Annotated in this window: 14 protein-coding genes; 13 read left to right on the top strand and 1 reads right to left on the bottom strand. The window is 65.7% G+C overall.

From position 1 onward, the window contains the following. Window positions 1-305: 305 nt before the first annotated feature. The 13 genes from ACO054_RS06030 to ACO054_RS05970 all read left to right on the top strand — a co-directional run bounded on the left by ACO054_RS06030 (window position 306) and on the right by ACO054_RS05970 (window position 15302). Window positions 306-1346, top strand: a complete 1041-nt coding sequence (locus ACO054_RS06030) for a TAXI family TRAP transporter solute-binding subunit (protein ID WP_421709539.1) — start codon at window positions 306-308, stop codon at window positions 1344-1346. Window positions 1347-1476: 130 nt separating this feature from the next. Then, window positions 1477-2238, top strand: coding sequence for an SRPBCC family protein (locus tag ACO054_RS06025; protein WP_421709538.1), 762 nt, complete (start codon window positions 1477-1479; stop codon window positions 2236-2238). A 294-nt stretch (window positions 2239-2532) separates the two neighbouring features. Next, window positions 2533-3000 carry a (2Fe-2S)-binding protein gene (locus tag ACO054_RS06020; RefSeq protein WP_421709537.1) on the top strand — a complete coding sequence of 156 codons (468 nt, stop codon included), beginning with the start codon at window positions 2533-2535 and terminating at the stop codon, window positions 2998-3000. Between the two features lie 4 nt (window positions 3001-3004). Further along, complete coding sequence (locus ACO054_RS06015) at window positions 3005-5365, top strand: xanthine dehydrogenase family protein molybdopterin-binding subunit (RefSeq protein ID WP_421709536.1); 2361 nt, start codon at window positions 3005-3007, stop codon at window positions 5363-5365. An 18-nt stretch (window positions 5366-5383) separates the two neighbouring features. Next, window positions 5384-6181, top strand: coding sequence for an FAD binding domain-containing protein (locus ACO054_RS06010; protein ID WP_421709535.1), 798 nt, complete (start codon window positions 5384-5386; stop codon window positions 6179-6181). Window positions 6182-6323: 142 nt separating this feature from the next. Next, entirely contained in the window at window positions 6324-9461 is a 3138-nt protein-coding gene (locus ACO054_RS06005; protein ID WP_421709534.1) for an intermembrane phospholipid transport protein YdbH family protein, read from the top strand. A gap of 69 nt (window positions 9462-9530) precedes the next feature. Then, window positions 9531-9743, top strand: a complete 213-nt coding sequence (locus tag ACO054_RS06000) for a YnbE family lipoprotein (protein WP_421709533.1) — start codon at window positions 9531-9533, stop codon at window positions 9741-9743. Window positions 9744-9851: 108 nt separating this feature from the next. Continuing rightward, the gene (locus ACO054_RS05995; RefSeq protein WP_421709532.1) at window positions 9852-10223 is read left to right on the top strand and encodes a YdbL family protein; all 372 of its coding nucleotides are present in this window, start codon (window positions 9852-9854) and stop codon (window positions 10221-10223) included. Between the two features lie 31 nt (window positions 10224-10254). Further along, window positions 10255-11208: an AAA family ATPase gene (locus ACO054_RS05990; RefSeq protein WP_421709531.1), complete on the top strand. Its 954-nt coding sequence runs from the start codon at window positions 10255-10257 to the stop codon at window positions 11206-11208. 23 nt (window positions 11209-11231) lie between these two features. Next, complete coding sequence (locus ACO054_RS05985) at window positions 11232-12560, top strand: vWA domain-containing protein (protein ID WP_421709530.1); 1329 nt, start codon at window positions 11232-11234, stop codon at window positions 12558-12560. Beyond that, window positions 12557-12940, top strand: coding sequence for an XdhC family protein (locus ACO054_RS05980; protein WP_421709529.1), 384 nt, complete (start codon window positions 12557-12559; stop codon window positions 12938-12940). Before ACO054_RS05985 ends, ACO054_RS05980 begins: the two co-directional genes overlap by 4 nt. Before the next feature lie 5 nt (window positions 12941-12945). Beyond that, window positions 12946-13686 carry an XdhC family protein gene (locus tag ACO054_RS05975; RefSeq protein WP_421709528.1) on the top strand — a complete coding sequence of 247 codons (741 nt, stop codon included), beginning with the start codon at window positions 12946-12948 and terminating at the stop codon, window positions 13684-13686. Further along, a complete protein-coding gene (locus tag ACO054_RS05970; RefSeq protein ID WP_421709527.1) occupies window positions 13683-15302 on the top strand; it encodes an NTP transferase domain-containing protein in 1620 nt (539 codons plus the stop codon). The genes ACO054_RS05975 and ACO054_RS05970 overlap by 4 nt, the downstream gene beginning before the upstream one ends. Before the next feature lie 21 nt (window positions 15303-15323). On the opposite strand, the gene ACO054_RS05965 is transcribed toward ACO054_RS05970, so the two are convergent. Continuing rightward, the gene (locus ACO054_RS05965; protein WP_421709526.1) at window positions 15324-15959 is read right to left on the bottom strand and encodes a DUF6151 family protein; all 636 of its coding nucleotides are present in this window, start codon (window positions 15957-15959) and stop codon (window positions 15324-15326) included. Window positions 15960-15976: the final 17 nt, after the last annotated feature.

Below are 15976 nucleotides of genomic sequence, written 5' to 3'. Positions count from 1 at the left end.
GGAGACCGGGACGCTGCGGCCGCCTAGCTAGCAAAAGCGCACAGCAAGACGAGGAGTGACCGCACCGGGATCGGACGGCAGCGGAGATCGAACGGCGGCGGAGTATGCCCGATGGTCGGAAGCGCCGCAAAGCTCCATCTTTAAACTGTGAATTCTCGCATTCACCAAGCGAAATACCGCGGATCTCCTTGGCTTGCGGCGCGGATTGGCTTGATGGTGTAATCCGACCCTCGTGCCGAGCCGGGGCAACGCGACCCGCTTGGCAAAGCAGACACGTCTTAGGCAAAGGACTGAACGGAGGACGCATGGATAAGCGTATCGGCAGACTGCGCCGTGCCGTTCTGAGAGCAACAGCGGCGCTCGTCTTCGCCAGTCTGGCGACAAGCCTGGCCGGCGCTGGGGCAAGTGCGCAGGATCGCGACTACCGGATCGCCACCGGCAGCAGCGGCGGGACCTATTACCCGGTCGGGGTCGCACTCTCCGCGCTGGTCAAGATCAAGCTGCAACCGCAGCAGGGCATCAACCTCTCGGCGATCAACTCCGCAGGCTCCGGCGAGAACGTGCGCTTGCTCCGCGAAGGTGCGGCCGAGTTCGCCATCCTGCAGGGACTTTTCGGCTACTACGCCGTGGAGGGCGTGGGACCGATGGAGGTCGACGGCAAGCAGGAGCAGCTACGCAGCGTCACGGGTCTCTGGCCGAACGTTGAGCACTTCGTGATCGCAAGGGAGCATGCCGCCACGGGCACGATAGCCGATCTGATCGAGATGCAGGGCCTGTCGATGGCTATGGGACGCCAGAACTCGGCGACCATCGGCTCGAATCGAATGCTGCTCGGCAACTTCGGGATCGAGGTGGATGACGCCTACGACCTTGTCTATCTCGGCTACGGCCCCAGCGCCGAAGCCCTGAAAGAGGGCGAGGTCGCAGGCATGTCGACACCGGCGGGCGATCCGGTGGCCGCTGTCGCCCGCGCCTTCGCATCGGCCGGCAACGACATCGCGCTTCTGGAGTTTACGCCCGAACAGGCGGCGAAAGCCGACAGCGGCATGGGCATCTGGACGCCCTACGTGATCGCCGCAGGCACCTACCCCGGTCTGGAGGAGGAGACGGAGACGATCGCCCAACCGAACTTTCTGGCTAGCCATGCAGAGGTCCCGGACGAAGACGTCTACATGATCGCCCAGACGATCTACGAGAACCTGCCGTTTCTGCAGAACATCCATCCGGCGACCAGAGCCTTGGCGCTCGAGACCGCGCTTGTCGGACTGCCGGCGCCGTTGCATCCCGGAGCCCTGCGCTACTTCGAGGAGCAGGGCATCGAGGTCCCCGACCGCTTGCGGCCGTAAACCGTGTTCGTCGTTCGACGAGAGCAGCGGCGCGTCCGCCAAGAAGAAGAACTGCGCCTGCACTCCAGGTTAGGATGGCAGGTGTGCGGCAGCCGGCGGATAACAAAGACATCATAGGGAGTGTGACAGAATGCAGATGACCGGCGACTATCGGATCGAGGCGCCGCGCGAGGCCGTCTGGGCCGCGCTCAACGACCCAGCCGTGCTGAAGGCTTCGATTCCGGGCTGCGAGGAACTCGAGCAGACGGCTCCCGACGCCTTCGAGGCGAAGGTTCGTGCCAAGGTCGGGCCGGTCAGTGCCCGCTTCGCAGGAGCCGTTTCGCTGAGCGATATCGTCGCTCCGGTGAGTTACACGATCTCCGGCGAAGGCAAGGGCGGAGCCGCCGGCTTCGCCAGCGGCGGCGCCAAGGTGCGCCTGGAGGAGATCGCCGCAGACGCGACACAGCTGCACTACGAAGTCGACGCAAAGGTCGGCGGCAAGCTCGCGCAGCTCGGGTCGCGGCTGATCGATTCCACCGCCAAGAAGATGGCCGATCAGTTCTTCACGACCTTCGCCGAACAGGTCGCCGCGTCGCACACCGCGTCGCCGCAAGCGGAGCCGGCGGCGGAAACAGCCGCCGCAGCAACACCTCCCCTGTCCGACGGAGACAGTGGGCAAACGACAGCGACGCAAACGACAGCAGCACAAACAACGCCGGACAGCACGCCGCCGGCCCCACCCGCTTCGCTCGAAGGCCAGTCGGTTAGCGAGGCCGAGGTCAAGCGTCGTGCCGCGGAAGCTTCCACCGAAGCCGTCACGCAGGCGCGTGCGACGAAGAGCCTCTCCCCCATCGTGTGGGTCGCCGGACTGATCGCCGTCGTCGCCATCCTCTGGGCGATCTTCGGTTCCTGAAAGCCGGTCGCGGCGAGGCCTTAGGCCAGTCGCAGCGGGGCAGTCTCGGTCTTTTTTGAGACGGCGGCGCGGGCCTGGCAGATACCGCCGGCAAGTCTTTGTTAGCCTGCGGGGAATCCTCGCCGTGGTTTGTCTTGACCTGTCCCCGACCGCCCCACACACTACTTTCAGACGGTCGGTGGAACGGCACGGCTTCCGCCGACGCCAAGGTCTAAAGACCATTTGCCGGCCGAGAAACGAGGCGAGGACCAGGCCCGACAGCCCGGAACCCCGGTCCGTTGAAGGGAGGATTGAATGCTCACCGTGTCGATGACGGTGAACGGGCAGACGGTGACCAAAGAGGTCGATCCGCGCACGCTGCTCGTTCAATTTCTGCGTGAAAACCTGAGCCTGACCGGAACCCACGTCGGCTGCGATACCAGCCAATGCGGTGCCTGTGTCGTCCATGTGGACGGCGCCTCGGTGAAGGCCTGCACCATGCTGGCCGCCCAGGCGAACGGCAGCGAAGTGACCACGATCGAGGGGCTCGCCCAGAACGGCGACCTGCACCCGATGCAAGAGGCCTTCAAGGAGCATCACGGCCTGCAGTGCGGCTTCTGCACACCGGGCATGATCATGAGCGCGGTCGATCTGCTGAAGCAGAACCCCGACCCCAGCGAGCATGAGATCCGGGAATGGCTGGAGGGCAACATCTGCCGCTGCACCGGCTACCACAACATCGTGAAGGCGATCCGCCACGCGGCCCAAGACATGAGGAGTTAGGACCATGCCCGATTCCGGTTTTGGCGCACCCGTCAAGCGTCGCGAGGACTTCCGCTTCATCACCGGCCGCGGGCGCTACGTCGACGACATCGACCGCCCCGGTCAGCTCTATGCCTTCTTCGTGCGCTCGCCCGTGGCGCATGCCACAGTCGCCTCGATCGACATCGGCGAGGCGCAGAAGGCGCCCGGTGTCGTCGCCGTCTTTACCGGCGAAGACATGGCGGCCGACAACGTCGGTTCCCTGCCCTGCGGCTGGGTCGTCACCGACAAGAACGGCGATCCGCACAAGGCTCCGCCGCACTGGCCGCTGGTCCGGGGCCGCGTTCGCTACGTCGGCGACCATGTCGCGGTGGTCATCGCCGAAACCCTGGCCCAAGCGCGCGACGCCGGCGAACTCGTCGAGGTCGACTACGAGGAGCTTGCGCCGGTCGTCGATCTCGGTACCGCCGGAAAGAATGTCCAACTCCACGACGAAGCTCCCGGCAACCTCTGTTTCGACTGGGAGCTGGGCGACAAGGCGGCGGTCGACGAAGCCTTCGCCAAGGCCGCTCACGTCAGCAAGCTCGATCTGGTGAACAACCGGCTGATCCCGAACGCGATGGAGCCGCGCGCGGCCATCGGCGAGTACGATCCGGGCTCGGACAACTACACGATCTACTCGACCAGCCAGAATCCGCATCTGCTGCGCCTGATCCTCTGCGCCTTTGTGCTCAACCTGCCGGAGCACAAGGTCCGCGTCGTGGCACCCGACGTCGGCGGCGGCTTCGGCTCGAAGATCTATGCCTACGCCGAGGAGACGGTCTGCACCTGGGCCTCGAAGCGTCTGAACGGCAAGCCGATCAAATGGACGGCGGAGCGCAGCGAGTCGTTCCTGTCCGACGCCCATGGCCGGGACCATATCACCACGGCTGAGCTGGCGATGGATTCCGACGGCAAGTTCCTGGCGCTTCGGGTCGATACCCAGGCCAACATGGGCGCCTACCTCTCCAGCTTCGCAACCTCGATCCCGACCTACCTCTACGCCACCTTGTTGGCCGGCCAGTACGCGACGCCGGCGATCCACTGCAACGTGAAGGCCTACTTCACGACGACGGCCCCGGTGGACGCCTACCGCGGTGCGGGACGGCCCGAGGCCACCTACGTGATCGAACGTCTGGTGGAGGTCGCGGCGCGCGACATGAAGATGGAGCCGGCGGAACTTCGCCGAAAGAACTTCATCCAGCCGGATCAGTTCCCCTATCAGACGCCGGTCGCGCTGACCTACGACATCGGAAACTACGAAGCCTCCCTCGACAAGGCGCTCGAGATGGTGCGCTACGGCGACTTTGCGAAACGGCGGAGCGAGTCTGAGTCGCGCGGCAAGCTGCGTGGGATCGGCATGTCCGCCTACATCGAGGCCTGCGGCATCGCCCCCTCGGCAGTGGTGGGATCACTGGGCGCCGGGGTCGGCCTCTGGGAATCGGCCCAGGTTCGTTTCAACCCGACTGGCAGCGTCACGGTGCTGACGGGCGCCCACAGCCACGGGCAAGGTCATGAGACGACCTTCGCCCAGTTGGTCTCGGAGCAACTCGGCGTCGACTACGAGCAGATCGAGATCGTACATGGCGACACTGGCCAGATCCCGATGGGTATGGGCACCTACGGCTCGCGCTCTCTCGCGGTCGGCGGCTCGGCGATCAGCAAGGCCTGCGACAAGATCATCGAGAAGGGCAAGAAGATCGCCGCCCACTTGATGGAGGCGAGCGTAGATGACGTAGAGTTCGCCAACGGACAGTTCACGGTGGCCGGCACCGACAAGTCGAAGGGGATCGGAGAGATCGCCTTCACCGCCTACGTGCCGCACAACTACCCGGAGGGAGTCGAGCCCGGCCTGGACGAAACGGCCTTCTACGACCCGCTCAACTTCACCTATCCCTCGGGCGTGCATATCGCCGAGGTCGAAATCGACCCCGACACCGGCGAGACGGAAATCGTCGACTGGGTCGCGGTCGACGACTTCGGCAAGGTGCTGAACCCAATGATCGTCGAGGGCCAGGTGCATGGCGGCATCGCCCAGGGCGTCGGCCAGGCTCTTCTGGAGAACGCCGTCTACGACGACAGCGGGCAGCTCGTCACCGGTTCCTACATGGACTACACCATGCCGCGCGCAGACGACCTCTGCGAATTCCGTGTCGGCATGACGGTGTCGGAATGCACCCACAATCCGCTAGGCGTGAAGGGCTGCGGCGAGGCTGGCGCGATCGCCGCACCTGCCGCCGTCATGAACGCCATCACCGATGCGCTCGGCGTCGAAATCGACATGCCGGCCAGCCGCGAGAAGGTCTGGCGTCATGCACAAGGCCGCTTCAAGGCCGCCGCCGAGTAAGGGAGGGATCGACACAACATGTACGCCTTTACCTATCACCAGCCCGACAGCGTCGAGGCGGCCGCTCAGGCGATCTCGGCCAACGAAGACGCCAAGCTGCTGGCCGGGGGCATGACCCTGCTGCCGACCATGAAGCAGCGCCTGGCCATGCCCAGCGACCTGGTCGACCTGTCCGGGATCGCCGACCTGCAAGGCGTGCGCTCGGAGGGCGACAGCCTGGTCGTGGGCGCCATGACCCGCCACGCCTCGGTAGCCGGCGATACGACCGTGCAGTCCCGGATCCCGGCCTTGGCGAAACTGGCCGGCGGGATCGGCGACCCGCAGGTGCGCAACTGCGGCACCATCGGCGGCTCCATCGCCAATGCCGACCCGGCCGCAGACTATCCGGCCGCCCTGCTTGGCCTCGGCGCGACGGTGAAGACCAACAAGCGGGAGATCGCCGCCGACGACTTCTTCGTCGCGCTCTTTGAAACGGCACTGGAGCCCGGCGAACTGATCGTCTCGGTGCAGTTCCCCGTGCCCGAGGCAGCCGCCTACGCCAAGTTCGACAATCCGGCCTCCCGCTATGCCGTGGTGGGCGTCATGGTCGCGAAGACCGGCGGTGGCGTGCGCGTCGCCGTCACCGGGGCCGGCCCAACGGTCTTCCGCCACAGTGAGATGGAACTGGCGCTGGCAGGCAACTTCACGGCCGGGGCGCTCGACGGCATCTCCACGGCGGCCAACGGTCTCAACAGCGACATCCATGCCTCGGCAGAGTATCGAGCCCACCTGGTCGGCGTGATGGCCAAGCGTGCGGTGACGGCTGCCGGCAGCTAGAGCATCCTCGTCTCGGGCGGAAGCGCTTCGCTTCCGCCCGAGACGTGAGTCGCTTCATTACTCAATGATGAGAGCGCGGTTCACCAGTTTGATAGGCGCGAAGACGCTTCCGTCGAACACAGCCGCACTCTAGCTTGCGCTTATGCGGCGGCTGACTCTCGTCTTTCTCCTTCTGCTTATCGCTCTGCTTGGGGTGACCGGCGGTGCCTGGCTGTTCCGTAAGGACATTGCGGAGATTGCCGCACAACAATGGCTGGCCACGCGCGGCGTGCCGGCGGAACTGGCTGTCACCCGTCTGGAGCTGGACAGGCTTACGGTCACCGGCCTGACACTCGGAAGCCAGCCAGTCGTCTCCGCGCGGGAAGTCGAGCTCCAACTCGCTTGGCCGCGATGGCGAGCGCCGGAGATCGCAGGCCTTCGGGTCGACAGCGGACGCCTGCACCTGGATCTGACAGGCGATGCTCCGGTCCTGGGCGAGCTGCAACCGCTGTTCGACGGGATAGAGACGGAGGCAACCGCCCCTTCACAGGCGCCGGCCCCCACAGCGCAGAGAGGCGGATCCTCGGAATCGGCGCCCTTTTCGGAGGCGCTCACCGGGCCGCTTCCCTCCTTGCCCTTTCCGGTCGAGCTCTCCGATCTGTCGGTTCAGGCCGAAACGCCGCTCGGGCCCGCGGAATTGCGCCTGGACGGGACGGCTCAGCCGCGGGATGCGAGGCTGGCAGCCGACGTCACCTTTCAGGGCGTAACCCCAGTGGCCGTTTTCGCAGGGGATCTTCAAGCCGAGACAAACCAACTCGGGCTGAAGCGGCTGCAGACCGACCTGCAGATTACGGCCGAAGATCAGGGCCTGGAAGGACGTTTGGTCGCCGACCTGGTCGACCTGCCTTTGTCGCCCGCCGGACAGTTGACGGTCGACCTGTCGGCCGGGCCGCGTGCGGCCACTTTCCTCACCTCCCTTCTCGCTCCCGCTGCACAAGCCGACCTTCTTACCTGGCAGGACCTGCAGCTCACCTTGGATCTGAACGGCGACTTTTCCGACCTGACAGAGGAAACGGATTGGCTGAGTTGGCTGCGGGCCGGCGACTGGTCGGCCGCCATGACGCTGACCGCTCAGGAAGTCGCGTCCGAAGGCCACTTCGAGGGTGGACAGCTGCTACTGGCGCTCGACGCCGACCAGAGCGAGGGAACGCTGCGGGTTCTTCCAGCCCAGACGGCCGAACTGTCTGTCTTGCGCCCTGACCCCGCCTTTCTCGCCCCGCTCGGCTTGCCCGACAGTGTCGAACGGCAGCTCCTCGCCGGCATCGGGCTGCGCTTGCAGACACTCGTCGCTGACAGTCCCTTGCTATCGATCGACTGGGGATCCGATGCCCTGGCTTTGCAGCCGGCCTTTCGGATCGGGCTCGATGCAGGTGAGTCCTCGGCGGCTGCAGCCCTACAAGGAAACCTCGAGTTTGACTCGAGATTCAATGCACAATTTATTGATTTACAACAATTTAACATCTCAACTTCCAATTGGACTCTGGCGGGTCACAGGCTTCAGGGAGCGGCGATTTCGGGTCGCCTTTCAGGGCCGCCCGATATCGTAACGGGCTTCGCCGATATCTCTGCCGAGGGCCGTCTCGATCTTCCGGACATGACCGTCGAGACCGTCGCGATCCACTGGCCAGCAGATCTGCGAGGCGCCTTGCCGACAGCACAGTTGAAGTTGTCCGGCCCGCTGACTCTCGAGGCGATCGCTGTCGCGAACGAGACTTTCACCCTGGCCGCGCTCGACTCGCGGCTGACGGCCGATCTGTCCCTCACGTCCGAAAGCCTCCATCTCACGGCGCCGGGATATCTGACCGCGGAAGACCTGCGCGTCGGATCTCACCGGATCCCAGAGCTGCAAACAGCCCTGGACGAAAACGAACTGCGGTGGTCAGCCGATAGCGACGCGAGCCATAGCGTGAAAGCCCGCTGGTCACCGCTCGATCTGAGCGGCCTGGACGAAGCAGGCGCGCTGTCGGACGTCGATCTGCAGCTCGGTCTTTGGCAGCTCTCCGGCGCCCTTGGCGCCCAAGGCTACAGTGGCACCTTCGTGATCGAGGAAGCTGGCGTCGCACTGCAGGAACCGCCGCTGCGCGTCGGCGGCCTCAGGCTGGAAGGCTCGCTGCCGCCACAAGCCGATACCACGCTCGAACTCTCCGGACGACTGGCCCACGCAGCCGACACCCCCCTGTTCCCGCCGCTCGATCTGTCTGGAAGTCTTGCACCTGAGGATGACAGCTACGCGCTGGCCGTCACGGGCCGCGGCTTGGCCGGACGCCTGACCGCCTTGGCCCGCGCGACCGTCGATCCGGAGAGGCCGCGACTGCGCGCGGACCTGACTCTGGCACCGCTGTACTTCGTGCCGGAAGGCCTGCAGCCGGCAGACCTGACGCCGCTGCTGTCCGACCTGACGAACGTCAGCGGCCGCCTGGCCGCCACGTTCGGTCTGACCTGGACGCCGAACGGCCACGCGAGCAAAGCCGGGGTCGCGCTCGAGGACCTTAACTTCGACTATGGCGACGCCGTCCGGGTCTCCGGGCTGTCGGGTGGCCTCAACTTCGACCGCCTGATGCCGCTGCAGGCACCGCCGCCGCAGCGGCTTTGGGCCGCCCGGATCGAAACTCTGTTCCCCTTGACCGATCTGACCGCGGAGGTCGGCGTGGCGACGCCGGAGCCGAACGGATCCCCCCGGCTGGAGATCGTCACGGCCAGAGCGCGGGCACTCGGCGGCTGGCTGTCGCTGCAACAGGGTCTGATCGATCCCACGGGCAACCGCGAAGAGGCGACCCTCGGCTTGGAGAACATCGATCTCGCCAAACTGCTGGCCGTGCTGGATACGCCCGATGTCCAGGCGACGGGGCGAATCAGCGGTGAAATCCCGATTCGTCTGGAGGGCGACACCGTCATCGTCGCGGGAGGACGCCTCGCGGCCGAGGAGCCGGGCAACCTGCGCTTGACGTCGGAGGAGGCCAAGCAGGCCCTGGCGGCTGGGGGCGAGAGCGTCGATCTGATGATGCGTGCCCTGGAGAACTTCCAGTACCGGGACCTCGCCATTACCCTGGACAAACCACCCGAAGGGGAAACCCTCGTGACTCTCAAGCTGTTCGGCCAGAACCCCGCCGTGCTCGACGGTCAGCCCTTCGATCTCAACCTGAGCCTGGAAACCGATCTGGCGCCGCTGCTGCTCGCCCTGTCCCAAGCTTTGGCGCTGACGGACGACACGATCGAGCAGCTATGGAGATTGCAACGTTAAAGGGCGTATCACGTTAAGCTAGTTCGACACCGGGCCCGTTCAGCACGGTGCAGCCAAAGGAGAACCTGCGTGCAAGTGTCATCGATGTCCTTCGGTCCGGCTTCGGCGGCCAGTCTGCTGCTGGCAGCGGCCGTTTTGACGGCCTGCCAACCGCGCGTGGCCGTGGAAGCGCCGAAGGAGCCGATCACCATCAATCTCAACATCAAGCTGGATGCCGATGTGCGCCTGCGCATCGAACGTCAAGCGGAAGAGGATATCCAAGGCAACCCCGACATCTTCTAGAACCCGCAGCAACCGGAGGGCGCCCCATCGATACCCGGCGTCCCTTCGATCAGCGACAGATCCATCCCCCCTCTTGACAGCAACAGCACGAAAGCGAAGCTGACAGTCATGCCGATGACACGACGCATCTTCCTTAGGCGATCCGCCGGGACCGCCGCGACCCTCACCGTCGGTTTCCTGGTCGGCGGCACACTGCTGGCCGGCGGCCCAGGCGCCGCCCTGGCCCAGAGTGCAGAAGACCTCAAGCGCCGCGGCCTGGCCGGCGAGAACCTGAACGGGTTTCTGGTCGCCCGCGATTCCTCGGTGAACGCCAGGGTAAACGCCATCAACGCGGAGCGCAGCGAGGTCTACCGGCAACGCGCGGCCCAGCAGGGCGTGGATGCCGCGACCATCGGTCAGATCTACGCCCGGGAGATCATCGAGGCCTCGCCGGCCGGAACCTGGTATCAGTCATCGGGTGGTCAGTGGGTGCAGAAGTGACCGCCGCCCCTCGCGAGACAACGGATCCAACGTGACCGACGCCCAACGTGCGCCTGCAGCCACCGAATCCGGACCACCGGCCGACGTCGACGGCGTCCTGAATCTGCTGCAACGCGGCAACTACGTCGCGGATCGCAGTCTGGCGACGGTGTTGTTCCTTGCCTTGAAGCTGGGGCGTCCGCTGTTCCTGGAAGGCGAAGCGGGCGTGGGCAAGACGGAGATCGCCAAGGTTCTGGCCGAAACCCTGAACCGAGACTTGGTCCGGCTTCAGTGTTACGAAGGCCTTGATGTCGCCTCCGCCGTCTACGAGTGGGACTATCCGCGCCAGATGGTGGAGATCCGTCTGGCCGAGGCCGCCGAAGACCGCGACCGCGGCAGCCTGGAATCCACCATCTTCTCGGAACGCTTCCTGATCGAGCGGCCCCTGCTGAAGGCGCTCAAGCCGCAGGTCAACGGAGCACCGGTGCTGCTGATCGATGAGTTGGACCGCACCGACGAACCCTTCGAGGCCTTCCTGCTGGAGGTCTTGAGTGACTTCCAGATCACGATCCCGGAACTGGGCACCATCGCCGCCCCGCAGCCGCCGATCGTGATCATTACCTCCAACAGAACGCGCGAAATTCACGACGCGCTCAAGCGACGCTGTCTCTATCACTGGGTGCCCTACCCCGAGGCCAGCCGCGAGCTGGAGATCCTGCGGGTCAAGGCGCCGAACGCCCCCGAGCGATTGAGTCGGGAGATCGTCGGCTTCATTCAGAAACTGCGCGACCTCGATCTTTTCAAGCTGCCGGGTATCGCCGAGACCATCGACTGGGCGGAAGCGCTGATCCAGCTCGACAAGGTGGCCCTCGATCCCCAGGCCATCGACGACACGCTCGGCGTTCTGCTGAAGTATCAGGACGACATCGCCAAGATCGAAGGCAGTCAGGCCGCCAGACTGCTCGACGACGTCAAACGCGAGCAGGCCGCCTTGCCGCAGGGCTGAAACGGTCCCGCCGGGAGCCACCGATGCGCCAGACCGATCCCTTCGCCGACGCCAAGCGGCGACTGGAAGCCGAAAGCAAGGCGGAACAGTTCGACCTCGGCGAACTGGAGAAGCTTCCGGGCGGGCGGCTCGCCGAAAACATCCTCTACTTCGCACGCACGCTTCGCGCAGCAGGACTACCGGTCGGTCCCGGCAAGACTCTGGCCGCTCTGGAGGCCGTCGAAGCCATCGGACTGCTGCGGCGCGACGATTTCTACTGGACCCTGCACAGCGTCTTCGTGAATCGGCGCGACCAGCAGGAGATCTTCGACCAGGCCTTTCACGTCTTCTGGCGCAATCCAAAGTTCCTGGAGCGCCTGCGCAGCCTGTTCCTTCCGGACATCGCGCTGGAGGGTCAGGAGCCGGAGGGCCGCGAGCTGTCGCGCCGGGTCGCCGAAGCGCTGCAAAGCGAACTCCCGAGCCAGAGCGAGAGCGAGGGCGAAGAGGAGGAGATCGAGATCGACGCTGCGCTCACCTACTCCGATACCGAGGTGCTGCGCCACCAGGACTTCGAGAAAATGACGGCGGAGGAAATCGCACAGGCCCGGGAGACGATCCGGCGCATGCGGCTGCCAATCATGCAGGTCAAGACCCGCCGCTTCCGGCCGACGTCGGGCAACGGGCGGGCGGATCTGCGCGCCAGTCTGCGGGCCGCGCTGCGCTCCGGCAGCGATACCATTCCGCTTCGGTTCAAACGTCAGCGGCGGCGGCATCCGCCGCTCGTGATCCTCTGCGACATCTCGGGCTCGATGAGCCGCTATTCGCGCATGGCCCTGCACTTCATGCATGCCGTGACCAACGACCGTGACCGCGTGCAATCCTTCGTGTTCGGGACACGCCTGTCCAACATCACGCGCTACCTGCGCAGCGCCGATATCGACGATGCGTTGCAGGCCTGCGGCGAGGTTGTCGGCGACTGGTCCGGCGGTACGCGCATCGGCGCCTGTCTGGCCGACTTCAACCGCGTCTGGTCGCGTCGCGTCCTCGGCCAAGGTGCCGTGGTTCTGCTGATTACCGACGGCCTGGACCGCGAAGGCGCGGAAGGACTGGATGCTGAGATGGAACGGCTGCACAAGTCCTGCCGGCGCTTGATCTGGCTGAACCCCCTCTTGCGCTACGAAGGCTACGAACCCAAAACCATGGGGGCGAAGGCAATCATGCCCCACGTCGACGACTTCCGCTCGGTTCACAACCTCGAGACGCTGCAACAACTGACCGAGGTGCTGAGTCGGGAACCGAAACGCCGCCATGAAGGGGTCGGCGATTGGAACGCGCGACAGAACCGCGCCAGCTTGGCGGAGGCCCCAGGATGATCGACAGTCGGAACGAGACTGACAGCCCAACCGGCCCGGACAAGGTCACGACGGATATCTATCCCTCGACCGATCGCGTGCTGCGCCAGGCCTCGGCTTGGCGCGCCGAGGGGCGCAAGGCGGCTCTAGCAACGGTGGTCGCGACCTGGGGCTCCTCCCCGCGCCCGGTCGGCAGTCAGCTGGCGATCGACGAGACAGGCAGCATGCTGGGCTCCGTCTCCGGCGGTTGCATCGAGGGAGCGGTCGTGACGGAGGCACTCGAAGTCATGGAGGAGGGGCGCCCGCGCCTTCTCGAATTCGGCGTCAGCGACGAAAACGCCTGGGAAGTCGGCCTTGCCTGCGGCGGCAGCGTCCAGGTCTTTGTCGAAGTGCTGGATTAGTCCCGATGCGCCAAGCTCTGCTCGACCGTCTCCTCGCCGCCAGGGACGCAAAACAGCCGGTCGTTCTGGCAACCGACCTGAAAGACGGCCAGCAGCTGCTCCTGGATCTCGAACGGCAGCAGGGCGACCTGGAGCTGTCCGACAGGGAGTTGGAGGCGGCGCGGACGGCGTTGCGCGACGATGTCTCCGGTCGTCTGCCGCCCGAGGTCGCCGGCGACCGCCAGATCTTCCTGCAGGTCTTCAACCCGCCGCTGCGATTGATCGTCGTCGGTGCGGTTCACATCTCTCAGGCGCTGGTGCCGATGGCCCAGATCCTCGGCTACGACGTGGCCATCGTGGACCCCCGCCCGGCCTTCGCGACCGAGCAGCGCTTCCCAGGGGTACGCCTGGTCGACGAATGGCCGGACGATGCCATGGCACTGCTGAAACCGGATCGCCGAACGGCGGTGGTGACGCTGACGCACGATCCCAAACTCGACGATCCGGCCCTGAGCGAAGCGCTGAGAAGCGACAGCTTCTATATCGGAGCACTGGGGTCCACGCGTACCCATGCAAAGCGCTTGGAGCGCTTGCGGACCGCCAGCCTGAGCGAAGCCGACCTGGGACGGATCCAGGGACCGGCCGGCCTGGCCATCGGCGCCAAGAGCCCGGCGGAGATCGCCCTGTCGGTCTGCGCCCAGATGACGGCGGCCTTGCGCGCCGCGCCGCCGCTAGTCAAGGCGCAGCAGCCCGCGGCGGCGCAATGATCTTCGGCCCGACAGCGGTCGAACAGGCCGAAGGCGCGATCCTTGCCCATTCCCTCAAGCAGGGGACGATCTCCTTCAAGAAGGGTCGCCGTCTCTCCGCAGAGGACGTGGAAACCCTCCGTTCGGCACAGATCCATCAGGTGATCGCCGCCCGGCTGGAAGAGGGCGACCTGCACGAGGACGAGGCGGCCCGGCACCTGGCCGAGGTCACGGCGGGCAGCGGCGCCAAGGTCACCGAAGCCTTCACCGGACGCTGCAATCTGGTGGCCGAAGCCCACGGACTGGTGCAGATCGACGCCGAGCGGCTCGACAGGCTCAACCTGATCGACGAGGCCCTCACCGTCGCCACCCTGCCGGACCTGGAGCCGGTCGAACCGCGCCAGATGCTGGCGACCGTCAAGATCATCCCCTTCGCCGCGCCCGCCGAGGCCCTGGCGCGCTGCCTGGAAATCGCTCAAGACGGCTCGCCGCTCGTGCGTGTCGCGCCTTTCGCCGCCAAGCGCGTCGGTCTGGTTCAGACCCGCCTGCCCGGCCAGAAGGAAAGCCTGTTGGACAAGACCCGCGACGCCCTCGATGCGCGGCTGGCGGCCTTGGGCAGCGCGGCCTGTCTGGAGCGGCGCTGCGGTCACGAGGAGGGCGAGGTCGCCGGGGAACTGGCGGCCCTGCGTTCGGCCGGCTGCGAGATCTTGCTGGTCTCCGGCGCCTCGGCCATCGTCGATCGCCGCGACATCGTACCTGCCGGCATCGAGCGAGCCGGCGGCCGGGTACGCCACTTCGGGATGCCGGTCGATCCGGGAAACCTGCTTCTGCTGGCCGAGTGGGACGAGCTGCCGGTGCTCGGCCTTCCGGGCTGCGCACGCTCACCTAAGATCAACGGCTTCGACTGGGTCCTGCAGCGTTTCGTCGCCGGGCTACACGTGGAACCGCAGGATGTGATGCGCATGGGCGTCGGCGGACTGTTGAAGGAGATCGGCGGCCGTCCCCTGCCCCGCGCCGAAGCCGTGGAGTCCAGTCAGACGAAACGCGCCCCGCGGATCGCCGCCTTGGTGCTGGCCGCAGGCCAGTCGCGCCGCTATGGCAGCGAAAACAAACTGCTGGTCGAACTGGACGGAATCCCACTGGTCCGCCATACCGTCGCGGCCGCCCAAGCGAGCCAGGCCGATCCGCTGCTGCTCGTCACCGGCCATGCCCGCGAGGCGGTGGAAGACGCCGTTACCGAAACCGGCGTGAACCGCATCCACAATCCGGACTATGCACAGGGGCTCAGCACCTCTCTGCGGCGCGGCCTTGCCAGCCTGCCGGACGACGTCGACGGTGTCGTCGTGCTGCTGGGCGACATGCCGAAGATCGATGCCAAGACCATCGACAAGCTGATCGCCGCCTTCGATCCGCTCGAAGGTCGTGCGATCTGCATTCCGACGAGTCACGGCAAACGCGGCAATCCCGTTCTCTTCGCCCGACGTTTCTTCGCCGAAGCCATGGAAATCGCCGGCGACGTCGGCGCCAAGCCGCTGATCGCCGATCATGCCGATCAGGTCGCGGAAGTGCCGGTCGAGGGGAACGCCGTCCTGCTGGACGTGGACACGCCCGCTGCTCTGGCGAGACTTGAGAGCTAGCTATCTATCTCTCGCGAGCTGTCAGGCCGTTCCGCCATTCCCGGCCGACAAGGCTCCATAGGCCTGCTCACGCTCCTGCGCAGTGAGCGCGTGGGGCGGCGAAATCGGCGAGGACGTGCCCGGCAGGAAGAACGGCGTTGTGCGGTGTCGCCGAAACAGACGTTCGATCAGGATGCTCCGAGCGACCCCGAGGAACATGCGGAAGGCAGACAGAGAGTCTTTCCGCAAGGGTGCGACGTCGCCATAGGCGTACTTCAGCATCAGGCGGCCACGGACCGGGCCGATCGACATCTTCTCCGGCGTATCGCGGATGAAAGTGGAAACCAAACTGACGAAGGGGAAGCCGGGGGACTTCGGTGTGCTGCCGATCGGACTGCCGCAGCAAGCAGCGAACCAGCGGAGCGTTCCACCACCGCTCAGGTTCAAGCATCGCAGATGGTCTCTGCCGCTTTCCAGATGAAGGCTAGCGGGCGTGACATGCACAACCTCGGTTCCACCCCACCGGTCCAACACATCCTCCGCACGACCGAGATAGCGGATGAATGCCTGGCAGTCGTCGCAATGGCAGACGTAGCGGGGAACGGCCGAGAGATCGCCAACAGCAACGTAGCCCTTGACGGTATTGCATCGGCAAGAGACGCGGAGTTGGTCGGACATCGGAGGCGTCCCCCTGT

Source organism: Algihabitans sp. (assembly GCF_965226985.1).
In the GTDB taxonomy this organism is placed as follows: domain Bacteria; phylum Pseudomonadota; class Alphaproteobacteria; order Kiloniellales; family DSM-21159; genus Algihabitans.
This window is presented reverse-complemented; position numbering and strand designations above follow the sequence as displayed.

Excerpts from the sequence above, each read along its gene's own strand:
- ACO054_RS06030 (WP_421709539.1), top strand. The coding sequence starts at position 306 with ATGGATAAGCGTATCGGCAGACTGCGCCGTGCCGTTCTGAGAGCAACA.
- ACO054_RS06025 (WP_421709538.1), top strand. The coding sequence starts at position 1,477 with ATGCAGATGACCGGCGACTATCGGATCGAGGCGCCGCGCGAGGCCGTC.
- ACO054_RS06020 (WP_421709537.1), top strand. The coding sequence starts at position 2,533 with ATGCTCACCGTGTCGATGACGGTGAACGGGCAGACGGTGACCAAAGAG.
- ACO054_RS06015 (WP_421709536.1), top strand. The coding sequence starts at position 3,005 with ATGCCCGATTCCGGTTTTGGCGCACCCGTCAAGCGTCGCGAGGACTTC.
- ACO054_RS06010 (WP_421709535.1), top strand. The coding sequence starts at position 5,384 with ATGTACGCCTTTACCTATCACCAGCCCGACAGCGTCGAGGCGGCCGCT.
- ACO054_RS06005 (WP_421709534.1), top strand. The coding sequence starts at position 6,324 with ATGCGGCGGCTGACTCTCGTCTTTCTCCTTCTGCTTATCGCTCTGCTT.
- ACO054_RS05995 (WP_421709532.1), top strand. The coding sequence starts at position 9,852 with ATGCCGATGACACGACGCATCTTCCTTAGGCGATCCGCCGGGACCGCC.
- ACO054_RS05985 (WP_421709530.1), top strand. The coding sequence starts at position 11,232 with ATGCGCCAGACCGATCCCTTCGCCGACGCCAAGCGGCGACTGGAAGCC.
- ACO054_RS05980 (WP_421709529.1), top strand. The coding sequence starts at position 12,557 with ATGATCGACAGTCGGAACGAGACTGACAGCCCAACCGGCCCGGACAAG.
- ACO054_RS05975 (WP_421709528.1), top strand. The coding sequence starts at position 12,946 with ATGCGCCAAGCTCTGCTCGACCGTCTCCTCGCCGCCAGGGACGCAAAA.
- ACO054_RS05970 (WP_421709527.1), top strand. The coding sequence starts at position 13,683 with ATGATCTTCGGCCCGACAGCGGTCGAACAGGCCGAAGGCGCGATCCTT.
- ACO054_RS05965 (WP_421709526.1), bottom strand. The coding sequence starts at position 15,959 with ATGTCCGACCAACTCCGCGTCTCTTGCCGATGCAATACCGTCAAGGGC.